General features: G+C 72.7%; 12 protein-coding genes. 4 read left to right on the forward strand and 8 right to left on the reverse strand.

Translation table 11 applies throughout. The features are described from left to right. The first annotated feature begins 142 nt into the window (after nt 1-142). The 3 genes from N4G70_RS25845 to N4G70_RS25855 all read left to right on the forward strand — a co-directional run bounded on the left by N4G70_RS25845 (nt 143) and on the right by N4G70_RS25855 (nt 3344). Nucleotides 143-1099: a hypothetical protein gene (locus tag N4G70_RS25845; protein WP_261715247.1), complete on the forward strand. Its 957-nt coding sequence runs from the start codon at nt 143-145 to the stop codon at nt 1097-1099. Between the two features lie 156 nt (nt 1100-1255). Then, entirely contained in the window at nt 1256-2707 is a 1452-nt protein-coding gene (locus N4G70_RS25850) for an amino acid permease (protein ID WP_261715248.1), read from the forward strand. 316 nt (nt 2708-3023) lie between these two features. Next, nucleotides 3024-3344, forward strand: a complete 321-nt coding sequence (locus N4G70_RS25855) for a DUF779 domain-containing protein (RefSeq protein ID WP_261715108.1) — start codon at nt 3024-3026, stop codon at nt 3342-3344. A 10-nt stretch (nt 3345-3354) separates the two neighbouring features. On the opposite strand, the gene N4G70_RS25860 is transcribed toward N4G70_RS25855, so the two are convergent. The 7 genes from N4G70_RS25860 to N4G70_RS25895 all read right to left on the reverse strand — a co-directional run bounded on the left by N4G70_RS25860 (nt 3355) and on the right by N4G70_RS25895 (nt 10711). Then, nucleotides 3355-4530, reverse strand: a complete 1176-nt coding sequence (locus N4G70_RS25860; RefSeq protein WP_261715109.1) for a winged helix DNA-binding domain-containing protein — start codon at nt 4528-4530, stop codon at nt 3355-3357. Continuing rightward, complete coding sequence (locus N4G70_RS25865) at nt 4527-4721, reverse strand: hypothetical protein (protein ID WP_261715110.1); 195 nt, start codon at nt 4719-4721, stop codon at nt 4527-4529. Before N4G70_RS25865 ends, N4G70_RS25860 begins: the two co-directional genes overlap by 4 nt. A 128-nt stretch (nt 4722-4849) precedes the next feature. Continuing rightward, nucleotides 4850-5716 (reverse strand): phosphatidylinositol-specific phospholipase C/glycerophosphodiester phosphodiesterase family protein, encoded by an 867-nt coding sequence (locus N4G70_RS25870; RefSeq protein WP_261715111.1) that lies wholly within the window; start codon nt 5714-5716, stop codon nt 4850-4852. A gap of 634 nt (nt 5717-6350) precedes the next feature. Then, nucleotides 6351-7010 carry an ABC transporter ATP-binding protein gene (locus N4G70_RS25875; RefSeq protein WP_261715112.1) on the reverse strand — a complete coding sequence of 220 codons (660 nt, stop codon included), beginning with the start codon at nt 7008-7010 and terminating at the stop codon, nt 6351-6353. Between the two features lie 439 nt (nt 7011-7449). Then, nucleotides 7450-8568 carry an acyl-CoA dehydrogenase family protein gene (locus N4G70_RS25885; protein ID WP_261715113.1) on the reverse strand — a complete coding sequence of 373 codons (1119 nt, stop codon included), beginning with the start codon at nt 8566-8568 and terminating at the stop codon, nt 7450-7452. Beyond that, the gene (locus tag N4G70_RS25890) at nt 8565-9746 is read right to left on the reverse strand and encodes an acyl-CoA dehydrogenase family protein (RefSeq protein WP_261715114.1); all 1182 of its coding nucleotides are present in this window, start codon (nt 9744-9746) and stop codon (nt 8565-8567) included. Before N4G70_RS25890 ends, N4G70_RS25885 begins: the two co-directional genes overlap by 4 nt. After that, the gene (locus N4G70_RS25895) at nt 9743-10711 is read right to left on the reverse strand and encodes an NADPH:quinone oxidoreductase family protein (RefSeq protein WP_261715115.1); all 969 of its coding nucleotides are present in this window, start codon (nt 10709-10711) and stop codon (nt 9743-9745) included. Before N4G70_RS25895 ends, N4G70_RS25890 begins: the two co-directional genes overlap by 4 nt. Nucleotides 10712-10897: 186 nt before the next feature. Here N4G70_RS25895 and N4G70_RS25900 point away from each other — a divergent pair, with 186 nt between their 5' ends. Next, nucleotides 10898-11812, forward strand: a complete 915-nt coding sequence (locus tag N4G70_RS25900; protein ID WP_261715116.1) for an SDR family oxidoreductase — start codon at nt 10898-10900, stop codon at nt 11810-11812. A 154-nt stretch (nt 11813-11966) separates the two neighbouring features. Here N4G70_RS25900 and N4G70_RS25905 read toward each other — a convergent pair whose 3' ends face one another. Beyond that, nucleotides 11967-12803 carry an enoyl-CoA hydratase/isomerase family protein gene (locus N4G70_RS25905; protein WP_261715117.1) on the reverse strand — a complete coding sequence of 279 codons (837 nt, stop codon included), beginning with the start codon at nt 12801-12803 and terminating at the stop codon, nt 11967-11969. Between the last annotated feature and the right edge of the window lie 160 nt (nt 12804-12963).

The following is a 12963-nucleotide window of genomic DNA, read 5'->3' on the forward strand; positions in this document are numbered from 1 at the left end:
GCGAGTTTCGATACGCCTAAGGGATGAGTAAGGTGTGGGTCGCTGTCGGTGAACCCGCGTAAGCGCTCGGGCTCCGGCGGAATTCCGCATGGCTGGAATTCATAGGGCGCAGGGTGTCGTCTGCGGGGACGGGGAGAGGATCGTGGCTGCCGGCTCGTTCGAGGGACACTACGTGTGGCATCCGGCGGCCGACGATCGCGAGCTGGCACGAGCGTGCACCGACGTGCGCGCGGGACGCTACCTGGGCGCCCACAACGTCCTCAAAGAAACGCGCGGCGACTACGAGTTGCGCGCTCACCGCTCCCTCGTCCTGGCCTCGGAGGCGGCCGACTCCGACCTCGCGGAACGCTGGATGGCGGAGGAACCCGGCCCGGAGGCAGCTCTGTTGGGGGCGCGCGTGGCCATGATCCGCGCACTGCGCATGGCCGACGCGGGCGACTCCCGGGCCGACGCCCTGTTGCGCATAGCGCAGGCGGCGTGTGTGCGGGCGGCGCGACTGCTGCCCCAGGACCCGACCCCGTGGGTGGCCCAACTCGCCCTGGCCCGTATCGACGGACCCCGCGACCCGGCGCCCCGGGGCCTCCTGACGGCACCGGCCGGGCCGTGGCAGATGTTCTCCCACGTCCTGCGGCTCGACCCCTGGCACCGCGAGGCCCATCACCGCTTTCTGGCTTGCTTCTTCACCCGGCACGGCGGTTCGGCGAGCGCGCGCTGGGACGTCGCCTCCTTCCTCAGCCACCGCGCCCCGGCCACCTCCCCGCTGCGCCTGCTTCCGCTGGTCGCACTGGTCGAGGACTACGACCCGAACGCACTCCTGGCGGATCACACCTGGCAACAGCCGCAATGGGCCACGACCACCATGAGCATTTACCACAACTGGTTTCCCCAGGCGGCCAGTTACCGGTTCACGCCGGTCCTCGACCTCGCTTATCTGGCGCACGCCCTGTTCATGGCCAAGCGTGAATTCGAAGCACGGGAAGTCCTCACGGCCATGGGCCCCTACGCCTCGCGCATGCCCTGGAGCGTGTTCGGCGATCCCGGGGAACAGCTCACCAGGGCCAGGCGGTCCTGCGGCCTTCCGACCCCCGCACCCGCCTGACCACCGCCGGGCGACCACGGCCCGGCCGCGACCCACGCGTCTTTTCACTCCCGAGGAAAGGTTGCTCCTGTGTCCGACCAGAAGTCCCGCACCCGTCCACCGAGCAGAAACCAGGAATCATCCGTGGCGTTCGACGACGACGCCACGCTGCACGCGATGGGATATCCCCGGAAACTCACCCGGCGATTCCACGCCTTCGACAATTTCGCCATATCGTTCACCATCATCAACATAATTTCAGGAATCTTCTCCGCATTCGGCTTCGGAATGGGGGCCGGCGGTCCCCGTATTCTCATTTTCGGCTGGATCGGCGTCTCCGTCATGGTGCTGTTCGTGGGTGCCGCGATGGGTGAAATCGCCTCCGCCTACCCGACCAGCGGGGCCCTGTACTTCTCCGCGGGCAAGCTCGCCAAGCGTCACCGCGGCGCCTGGTCCTGGTACACGGGGTGGCTGAACTTCGTCGGTCAGGTCGGCGGCACCGCCGCGACCAACTACGCCGCCGCCACCTTCATCCAGGCGTTCATCGCGATGCAGTGGCCCTCCTACGAAGGCACCCCGCAGCAGACCGTCGGCATCGCCACCGCGATCCTCCTGGTGCAGGCGCTCGCCAACACCTACACGGTGCAGTTGGTCGCCCTGGTGAACCGGATCTCGGTGTGGTGGCTCCTGATCGGCATGGTGGTCATCGTCGTCGCCCTGACCGTCAAGCCCTCCTCGCACCAGCCCGTCTCGTTCGCGACGCACTTCGTCAACAGCACCGGCTTCGACAACGGCCTGTACGCCGCGATGCTGGGCCTCCTGGTCACGAGCTGGACGTTCACCGGCTTCGACGGCAGCTTCCACATGTCCGAGGAGACGGTGCGGGCCACCGTCAACACGCCCAAGGGCATCATGCGGGCCATCATCTACTCGGCGCTCGCCGGCCTCGTCCTCATGCTGGCCCTGGTGTACGCGATCCGTGACTACGCGGCCGAGATCTCGGCGGCGGCGCCGCCGGTGCAGATCCTCGTGGACGCGCTCGGCATGGGCACCGCCAAGCTGCTCCTGCTGATCGTGATCGGGGCCATGCTGTTCTGCGGCCTCGCCAACATGACCAGCAACACCCGGCAGATCTTCGCCTTCTCGCGCGACGGGGCGATGCCCGGGTCGCGCTGGTGGCACTCGGTGTCCCTGCGCACCCGTACGCCCGTCAAGGCGGTGTGGCTGGCCGCGGCCTGCGCGCTCGTCCTGATCATCCCGGGCTGGTGGTCGCACACCGCCTTCACCGCCATCGTCAGCGTCAACGTGGTCGGCCTGTACCTGGCGTACGGTGTGCCGATCTTCCTGCGGCTCCGGCTGAAGGACTTCGAGCCCGGCCCGTGGAACCTGGGCCGCTACGGCAGGCCGGTCGCGGCCGTCGCCGTGGTGTGGATCGTGCTCAGCAGCGTGCTGTTCATGCTGCCGCAGGTCTCCCCCATCACCGTCGACTCGTTCAACTACGCCCCGATCGCGCTCGGCGTGGTGCTGCTCATCGCCACCGTCTGGTGGTTCGCCAACGCCCGCCGCCGCTTCCAGGGCCCGGTCAGCTACGGCAGCCCCGACGAGGTCGCCGCGATGGACCTCATCTGACCCCGCGTGTCCGCACCCCGGGCGCCGGTTCCTCAACTCCCCTGCGGGGAACGGGGACCCGGCCCCGGAGGCCGACAGCGGGAGCTCACACCCGAGGCGGTCGCAACCCCCGCGCAACCCCGCGCATGGTGAGCTGGGGGTGCCGGACCCGCGCGACACCGCCCGCTGGGGGCCGGTGCGTCCGGGCCGCAGGAGCGAGGCAGAGATGACGCCCGCAAAGCGCCCGCGCCCGAACGCCCCGGCCGAGCCGGCTGCCCCGCCTCCCCCGACGGCTCCGACTGCCCCGGCCGTTGAACTCACTTCCGCGGCAGCGGAGTTGCTCCGTGGACTGAGCGCGGCCCACGGCCCCCTGATGTTCCATCAGTCGGGCGGCTGCTGCGACGGCAGCGCGCCCATGTGCTACCCCCGGGGCGAGTTCCGTACCGGGGGCTCGGACGTGCTCCTTGCCTCCCTCGCGGTGGAGGGCCTCGCCGAGCCCGTGCCGTTCTGGATGTCGGCGAGCCAGTACGAACTGTGGCGGCACACCCGGCTGATCGTCGACGTGGTGGAGGGCCGCGGCAGCGGGTTCTCGCTCGAAGCGCCGGAGGGAGTGCGCTTCCTGATCCGCTCGCGCCTGATCCGACGAGCCGCCCCCTGAAGTCTGCCCGCTAGGAGGCGAGCCGCCGCTCCAATGGAGTGCGGAAGCTCGGCTTGATGCGGACCTCGCCGAAGAACGAGGCCAGCCGCTCCGCCTCGATGGCGATCGCCGAGCGCGCCTCCCGCCCCAGCCCGTCCGCCACGAGCAGCTCCGTGACGATCTCGCCGTCGGCCCGCTGGGCCCAGCCGCCCACCACGCGCCCGTTCCACCACACGGTGGGCCCGATGTTCCCGTTGGTGTCGAAGAGTTCGGGCGCGTGGGCGGCGTCGAAGTACCAGTCGCGGTGCCGCCAGCCCATCGGGGTCGGGTCGAGTGCGGGCAGGAGCGCCGCCCAGGGCTCCGGCTCGGCGGGGGCGTCGAGCTGGGCGGGCAGGGCGTGGCCCGGGCCCTCGTCGAGGTCGACCTCGACCGCTTCGGTGCGGGCCAGGGCCTTGCGGGTGTCGGTGAGGGTCCAGCCCGTCCACCACTTGACGTCCTCGGTGGTGGCGGGCCCGAAGGAAGCCAGGTATCGCGCGGCGAGCCGGGCCCTCGCCTCGTCGAGCGGCAGCTCGGGGTGGGGTTCGGCGGGGATCCAGCGGTACTGGCTGGAGGCCCAGGATCCCAGCGGGCGACCGCGCCGGATGCGGCCCTCGGCGGCCATCACACCGAGGAAACGACTGGTGATGCGCGGCCGGGCTTCGTACGGCTTGCCCTCGGACTGGACGATCTGCGACTTCAAGTCCGGTACGGCCTCGGCCAGTTGGGACGCCGTCGCCTCGCCGCTCTCGTGGAGCGCGGCCAGGACCGCCGCCTCGGTCGCGGCGAACCAGCGGTCGTCGAAGCCCAGCTGCTCCTGGATGACCTTGGCGAGGTTCTTGCGCTCGCGGGCGGCCACGGCGCGCGCGGCCGCCGCGTCCACGACGGGTGCGAGCTCGCGCGGCACCACGAACATGGTGCGCCGCATGCAGAGCATCCGCACCAGCGTGTGGTCCTCGTACAGCGCGCGCTCCAACTCCGCCACGGACGGGTCCTTCAGACGCGCGGCGACAGCGAGGTACACCGAGGCGGGATCGGTGGCATGGAGTCCGAGCACCGCCTCGGCGACCGCCTCGGGGGTGCCGGCTCGGGCGGCGGGGGCGAGCAGATGGCGGGCGCCGAGGCGGGCGCGGCGTTCCTGGGCGGTGATCTTCCGGCGGGCCGTGGTCATGGCTTGAGGCTAGCGACCACACCCGCCGTGGCGTCGAGCCCGTCCTGGATGGTGGTGGCCATGCTCGTGCCGGCCAGGAAGAATCCGAGCAGCACACAGACGACAGCATGTGACAACTTGAGCCCGCCGCTTCGCAGGAAGATCACCGCGAGGACCACGAGCAACAGGACCACCGAGATCGAAACAGCCATGACGAGCCTCCTCCGCCGCACCGTACGCACGGCATTCGCGCGACAGTGTGGCGGAGGAGGCGCCGCCGACCGGCTCAAGACATGTCCGCCGTACGGGTGTTGACTGCGCGTTACCCCACCCCTGGCCGTTACCGCCCGCCGGCGCGGCGGAGGAAGGCCTCCAGTCCCGCGAGGTCGTCGGTGTTGAACCAGTCGAGGCCGGCCGCGTACAGCTCGCGCCACAGGGCGTCCCGCTGGGGCCCGGCGAGGTCCGGAGTCGCCCAGAACCGCAGGCGGCGGCGGTCGGCGTGGGCGCGGGCCACCAGGTCGCGCAGCAGGGCGCGTTCGTCCGCGGGGAAGGGCCCGGCGCCGGTCCAGGTGAAGTGGTCGGTCCAGGACTCGCTGATGAGCGGGATGAACGAGGCGGCCGCGGCGGACCCGAGGTCGCCGAGGCGCCCGTCGTAGAAGGCGTACCGCACGGGCTGCGCCTCCATCGGGACACGGGCGCCGCGGTCGCCGGACACGACCGGGGTGACGGCACCGGCGCGTACGCGTCCGTGCGCGCAGGAGCTGAGGAGGGCGTGATACGGGCGCAGCCGCCGGTCGAGTTCGCGGTAGGTGGCCGCGCCTTCCGTCTTGATGTCGATCAGCAACTGGAAGGAGTGCCGCCAACCGCCGTACACCGAGCCACCGTTGGCCCGGATCAGCCGTCGGAGCGGGTTCAGGTAGAGGGACTCCAGGGTGCGGGCGGGGTCGAGCTCGCCGGGGTCGTGGCCGACGAGGAGCCGGCCCTCCACCAGGAAGATGTCGGCCTCGACGCTGGTGAAGCCGTGCGCGAGGGCGTCGTAGAGGGGGTGGGTGTGCTCGTAGTCGTTGTGGGCGTGGGTACGCGGCAGGGGCCGGGGCGCCCGGGGCCCCGGAGGAAGCCCGGCCGCGCGGGCGGGGCCGGCCAGGGCGGGGACGGCGAGGGCCCCGGCGAGGGTGGCGACGGCAGTGCGACGGGTCGGGTGGGCCATGGGTACGCTCCTGGGGACGACGGGCGGGCGCGACCGAGTATGCGACGAGCGCCGTCCAATGGGCGTGCGAGCGGGGAGAGTTGGCCGGACCTTCGCCTGTCCGCTACGCGGTGTTACGAGTACGGGGGGGCTGGCGCCCGGGCGTTGCGGGGTGGTGGGGCGGGCTGCACATGCCGTCGCTCGCGCGGTTCCCCGCGCCCCTCAAACCCCCTTGCGGCCGCCCGCCGCGCGTGGCCGTTCGCGCAGTTCCCCGCGCCCCCAAAACCCTCTCTCGGCCGCCCACCGTGCGTGGTTGCTCGCGCAGTTCCCCGCGCCCCTCAAACCCCCTTGCGGCCGCCCACCGTGCGTGGCCGTTCGCGCAGTTCCCCGCGCCCCTCAAACCCCCTTGCGGCCGCCCACCGTGCGTGGCCGTTCGCGCAGTTCCCCGCGCCCCCAAAACCCTCCCTCAACCGCCCACCGGGCGTGGTCGTTCGCGCAGTTCCCCGCGCCCCCAAAACCCCCTTGCGGCCGCCCACCGTGCGTGGCCGTTCGCGCAGTTCCCCGCGCCCCCAAAACCCTCTCTCGGCCGCCCGCCGTGCGTGGTCGTTCGCGCGGTTCCCCGCGACCCTGAGGCTGCCTGCGCCTAACGCCCCCGTCAGGCTTCCGGCGGGGGTGACCAGTTGATCGTGCGGTCGCACCAGCGGGTTAGCAGGGTGTGGTCGGGGCCCACGGCCAGCAGGGACGCCCCCGTCTCTCGGCGGTAGGCCTCGACCGCGGCGATCAGGGCCGTGGTCGTGGAGGCGTCCAGGGTCGCGGTCATCTCGTCGCAGATCAGCAGGCGCGGGCGGAGTACCAACGCGCGCGCAAGGCCGGCGCGTTGGAGGTCGCCGTCGCCGACTTCGGCGATGCCGCGCGTCAGGAGGTCGCCGCCGAGGCCGACCGCGTGGGCGAGTTCGTCGACCCGCTCGCGGATCTCGATGCGCCGACCGGTCGCCTGGAGGGGCTCGGCGATCAGATCGCGCAGCCGCAGCCCCGGGTCGCCGGCGGAGAGCCGGGGCGCCTGAAGGACGACGCCCACGGTGGTGCGCAGGGCGCGGACGCGGTGGCGGTAGTCGGTGACGGTGGTGCCGTCGAGGACGACGGTCCCCGCGTCGGGGCGGTGCAGCAGCGCGGCGACCTTGGCGAGCGTGGACTTGCCGCAGCCGCCGGGCCCGAGCAGGCCGACCGCCTCGCCCCGGGCCACGGCCAGGCTCATGTCCCGCACGACGGGGTTGCCCCGCTCGTAGCCGGCGGTGATGTTGCTGAGCTCAAGCACGGCTGAGGTCCTCCCCGGGGGACGTGGTGACAGGCGGTCCGGACGCGACGCCGCGGCCGGATGCCGCGGAACGCGTCCGCCCGCCGGCGGCGGGGTGCGCGGGCACACCCCGACGAAGCTCCCCCGGCTCCGGCGGGATACCGGGAGTCCAGCACGAAGGAACGTTCCGGCAGAGCGTCGAGCAGGGTACGAGCGTACGGGTGGTGGGGACCCGGCTCGCCGAAGGCCCTGGTGACATCGGCGAGTTCCCTGGCACGCCCCGAGTACATCACGGCGGGCCTTTGCGTGCTCCCGGCGGCCCGGGGCCGCGCGCGATCGGGGTGGGCGCCGGGCCGCCACGGCCGGTTCGGCGGAGGCGCACAGACGGAAGGCCCCGCTCCGCGCGGGCGACGCGGAACGGGGCCGGTGGGCAGGGACGGCGGGCGGGCGGCCCAGGGTGTCAGGGCGTGGGCAGGTCGACGAGTTCGGCGATCGCGGCGCGGTGCTCTCCGGCCGAACCCAGCGCGATCTGGGCCGACTTGGCGCGCTTCAGATAGAGATGGGCGGGATGCTCCCAGGTCATCCCGATACCGCCGTGCAGTTGTACGCACTCCTCGGCGGCGTGTACCGCGACCCGGGCGCAGTACGCCTGGGCGACGGCCACCGCGAGCGGCGCCTCCGGGCTGTCGGTGGCGAGCGCGTCGGCGGCGTTGCGGGCGGCGGCCCGCGCCGAGACGACCTCCAGCCAGAGCTGCGCCATCCGGTGCTTGAGCGCCTGGAAGGAGCCGACCGGCCGGTTGAACTGCTTGCGTTCGCGGGTGTACGTCACCGTCTCGGTCAGGCACCACTCGGCGACCCCGAGCTGCTCGGAGGCGAGCAGCCCGGCCCCGGCGAGCAGACCGCGCCGCACCGCGGCGAGCGTGGCGTCGGGGCCGGCCAGGAGCGTGCCGCTCACGCCGTCGAGGGTGACGGCGGCGAGCGGGCGGGTCAGGTCGAGCGGGGTGAGCGGGATGACGGCGGCCTCGGCCGCGTCCACGGCGTACAGGCCCTCGGCGGTCGGCACGAGCAGCACATCGGCGGTCGCGGCGTCGGCGACCGCCGACACGGTCCCGGCGAGCGTTTCGGGCAGCCGGACCGAGTGGGGACCCGCCGAGAACGGCACGACGAGGGCGGCCGTGCGATGACCCGACGCCAACTCCCTTACCACAGGAGCCACTTCGGCGTTGTCGGCGCCCAGTGCCAGGAGGGTCTCGGTGGCGATGACGGCGCTGGTGAGGAACGGGACCGGCGCCACCGCTCGGCCGATCTCCTCCAGGACCACGGCCGCCTCCCGGTGCGAGGCGCCCTGGCCGCCGAGCTTCTCCGGCACGAGCAGCCCCGCGAGGTCCATCCGGGCGCCGAGCGAACGCCACAGCTCCGGGTCGTACGGTGTGTCGGACTCCGCGCGGGCGAGCACGCCGGGGGCGTCGGCACGGTCGGCGAGCAGCGCGCGCACCGCGGCCCTGAGGTCGTCCTCGGCCTCGGAATACAGCAGGTCGGGGGTGGCTTCCGTGCCGGTCTGTGCTGTCTGCGCGTTCATCGGGCCAGGTCCTTCCAGGCGACGTCCTTGTCGTTGCGCGGTTCGGCGGGCAGGCCGAGGACGCGTTCGGCGACGATGTTCAGGAGCACTTCGCTCGTGCCGCCCTCGATGGAGTTGCCCTTCGAGCGCAGATAGCGGTATCCGGCGTCGCGGCCGGTGAAGTCGACCGATTCGGGCCGGCGCATGGTCCAGTCCGAGTACAACAGGCCGTCTTGGCCCAGGAGTTCGACCTCCAGACCGCTGATCTCCTGGTTGAGCCGGGCGAAGGCGAGCTTCATCCCGGAGCCCTCGGGGCCGGGCTGGCCGGCGACGAGCTGCTGGCGCAGCCGTTCGCCGGTGAGCCGGGCCACCTCCGCCTCCACCCACAGCGTGAGCAGTCGCTGGTGCAGGTCGTGGGTGCGCAGTTCGGGCCGCTCGCGCCAGGCGCGGGCGACCGGGCCGATCATGCCGCCCTCGCGCGGGATGCGCATGCCGCCGATGGAGACCCGCTCGTTCATGAGGGTGGTCTGGGCGACCTTCCAGCCCTCGCCGACCCCGCCGAGCCGGTGGGCGTCGGGGATGCGTACGCCCGTGAGGAACACCTCGTTGAACTCGGCCTCGCCGGTGATCTGGCGCAGCGGCCGCACCTCGACACCGGGGTCGGTCATGTCGCAGATGAAATAGCTGATGCCCTGGTGCTTGGGCAGGCCCGGGTCGGTGCGGGCGATGAGGATGGCCCAGCGGGCGAGGTGGGCGCTGGAGGTCCACACCTTCTGTCCGTCGACCACCCAGTCGTCCTCGTCACGCACGGCGCGGGTGCCGAGCGCCGCGAGGTCGGATCCGGCGCCGGGCTCGCTGAAGAGCTGGCACCAGACCTCCTCGCCCACCCACAGCGGGCGCAGGAAGCGCCGCTTCTGCTCCTCGGTGCCGTACTTGAGGACGGTCGGCGCGGCCATGCCGAGGCCGATGCCGATCCGCCGGGGGTCGTTGTCCGGTGCCCCGGCCGCCGCGAGCTCGGCGTCGACGACGGCCTGGAGGGAGCGCGGCGCGTCGAGGCCTCCGAGGCCCGTCGGGTAGTGCACCCAGGCGAGCCCGGCGTCGAAGCGGGCCTTGAGGAAGTCGAGGGGCTCGGTGGTGGCGGGCGGATGCGCGGCGAGCAGCGCGCGGGTACGGGAGCGAAGTGCTGCGGCGTCGGTCATCGGGCGACTCCGTCCGGGAGGACGACCACACGGCCGGTGGTCGTGCCGTCGGCGACGCGCTGCACGGCGGCCGCGGCGTCCTTGAGGGGAACCCGCTCGCTGATGAGCGGCTTGATGGCGCCTTCGGCGGCGAGTCGGGTCAACCGCTCGTGGCAGCGGGCGATGGAGGCGGGGTCCTTCTGGGCGTACAGGCCCCAGTGCAGCCCGAGGATGGAGTAGTTCTTCACCAGGGCGTGGTTGAGCGCGGGCGCCGGAACGGAGCCGCTCGCGAAACCGACGATCACGATCCGGCCCTCGAAGGCGACACATTTGGCGGACTTGGCGTAGGCGTCACCGCCGACCGGGTCGAAGATGACGTCCGCGCCGCGCCCGGCGGTCGCTTCCTTGACCGCGGCCACGATGTCGTCCGTGCGCCGGTCGATGACGAGGTCGCAGCCCAACTCCCGTGCCACAGCGGCCTTTTCGGGCCCGCCCACCACGCCGATGACGCGCGCCCCGGCGGCCTTGCCGAGCTGCACGGCCGCGCTGCCCACTCCCCCGGCGGCGGCGTGCACGAGCAGCGTGTCGCCCTCCTGGAGGTGGGCCCGTCGGTGCAGCCCGAACACTCCGGTCTGGTAGCCGATGTGCAGGGCGGCGGCCTCGGCGTCGTCGAGCGCCTCGGGCGCGGGCAGCAGCGCCGCCTCGTCGGCGACGACGTACTCCGCGAGACCTCCGTGCGGCAGCGCCGGATTGGCGATCACCCGGCGGCCGTCCTCGGTCTCGCCGCAGATCTCGACGCCCGGCGTGAACGGCAGGGGCGGCCGGATCTGGTACTGGCCGCGGCAGAGCAGCGCGTCGGGGAAGTTGATGTTGGCGGCGCGCACCCTCAGCAGCACCTGGCCCGAGCCCGGCACGGGCCGGTCCACCTCGTCGAGCCGCATCACCTCGCCCGGCTCGCCGTTCTCGTGCACTCGCCATGCCTGCATTCGGGGCCTCCACACGCCGGGCGCGATACGGCTGCGTACCGCTGAGTACGTTCCATGCTCCGGAGGCATACTAAGCGGTCGCTTGCCCCGAGGGAAACAGTCCGGACCCCATTCGGCCGCCCGGTGTCCCGACAGCCCGGCGCACGACCCTGGCACATTGCGCGGGGAGCGAGTACGCATGCGGCCATGACCGAAGACAGCGCACGGCCGCACCCGGGACTGCCCGCGCCTCCCCCGCTCGGCGCGTGCGCCCTGCCGGCCGGCACCTACGAGGGTGACGTCGTGCTGGTCACCGGGGGCGGGTCGGGGCTCGGCAAGGCGATGGCGGCGGAGTTCGCGCGGCTCGGCGCCGACCTCGTGATCGTGAGCCGCTCGGCGGACCGGCTCGAGGCGGCCCAGGAGGAGCTGGCCCGGCTCGGCGGGCGGGTCGTGACCGCGGTGTGCGACATCAGGGAGCCGGAGCGGATCGCCGAGATTTTCGACGCGGCCGAAGAGACGCTGGGCCTCCCCTCCGTACTGGTGAACAGCGCGGCCGCCAACTTCCCCTCACCGGCGGAGGACTTGTCGCCGAACGCCTGGCGCGCGGTCCTGGACATCACCTTGACCGGAACCTGGTTCATGACCCGCGAGTTCGGCCGCCGTCACCTTGCGGCCGGCACCCCCGGCTCGGTGATCAACATCGGCGCCTCGTACGCCTGGACCGGCGGCCCGGGCCACGCGCACTCGGCGGCGGCCAAGGCGGGCGTACGCAACCTCGTCGAAACCCTGGCCGTGGAGTGGGGCCCGTACGGGATCCAGGTCAACGCGCTGGTGCCCGGCCTGATGCCCCACCCGGACCTGCCGGAGGCGATCCGGGCCGGACTCGACCGGGCCGCGGACGACACCGAACTGGCCCTGCGCCAGCCCGCGTTGCGCGTCGGACTGCCGCGCGAACTCGGCTGGGCGGCCACCTTCCTCGCCTCGCCGTACGCCCGCTTCATCAGCGGTCACACCCTGGTGGTGGACGGGGCGAACTGGCAGCGCCGGACGCTGGTGACGCCGCCGGTGAGCAGCGTGCGCGAGCAGCTGGGGCGCGGGCCGTTCGGGGAGCGGTCCGGGTGAGGAGTGCGGGCGAGCCGGTGGGCCGGGGGATGGTCGGGGGCGGACCAGGTGAGCGGCGCGGGCGGGCCGGGGCGGCCGGTGGCGGGCCCGGTGAGCGGCGCGGGACAGCCGAGGGGTCGCCGCGCGATCCGAGGGCGCCGGTGAGGAGGGGTGTTCATCTGCCGTCGAAGGACGGGGGGCGCCGCTCGGCCTTGGCGGCGTAGCCCTCGCGGGCGTCCTCGGAGGTGAGCGTGAGGGCCGCGGCCAGGGCCGCACGATCGAGGGCCTCGTCGAAACCCGCGTCGGCGAATGTGTCGATGGCGCGCTTGACGGACCGTACGGCCAGGGGGGCGTTGGCCGCGATCTCGCCCGCGAGGCCCACGGCGGCATCGTTCAACTCGCCCACAGGGACGACCTGTTGGAGCAGACCGATGCGTTCGGCGGTGGCGGCGTCGATGCGGCGGCCGGTGAGGGCGAGGAGCTTGGCCCAGCCCGCCCCCGCGTCGCGCGCGACGCGCAGGTCGCCGCCCGCGTCGACGGCCACCCCGATGCCGGTCTCCGGCAGCGCGAAGACGGCGTCGTCGGCGGCGATCCTGATGTCCGCCATCAGGGCCAGCTCGAACCCGAAGCCGAGGCAGTAGCCCTGGACGGCGGCGATCACGGGCTGCGGAAGGCGGGCGAAGACGGCGAAGCGCTCATGCACCCAGCGGATGCCCTCGTAGTAGCGGTGGGTGCGCTCGGCCGGGGAGCGCCCGGTGATGGCGCCGCCGGGGGCCGTGACGTCGATTCCGGCACAGAAGGCGCGCCCCTCGGCCCGCAGCAGCACCACCTTGACGGACTCGTCGAAGCGGAGGCGGTCGGCGAGGAGGCCCAGTTGGCGGCTGGACTCCCAGCTCCACCCGTTGAGTCTGTCGGGTCGGCACAGGGTCAGGACGCCGATGCCGGAGGCGGTGACATCGAGCCGGATCCGCTCCTCGCCCTCGGCGACCCGTCGATCCAGGGTGTCGATCAAGTCTGTCCCTCCCTGCCCTGATGACTGCCCGGCTGCCCGGCTGCCCGGCCCCGGGTGGTCCTGCCCTGGCCCGTTCCGGCCTGGCTCGTTCTGGGCTGGCTCCTTCTGGCCTGGGTTGCCCTGCTTTTTTCTGACGTGACGTCAGATTCTTTGAGCCTAC

This window comes from Streptomyces sp. ASQP_92 (assembly GCF_025399895.1).
Classification (GTDB): Bacteria; Actinomycetota; Actinomycetes; order Streptomycetales; family Streptomycetaceae; genus Streptomyces.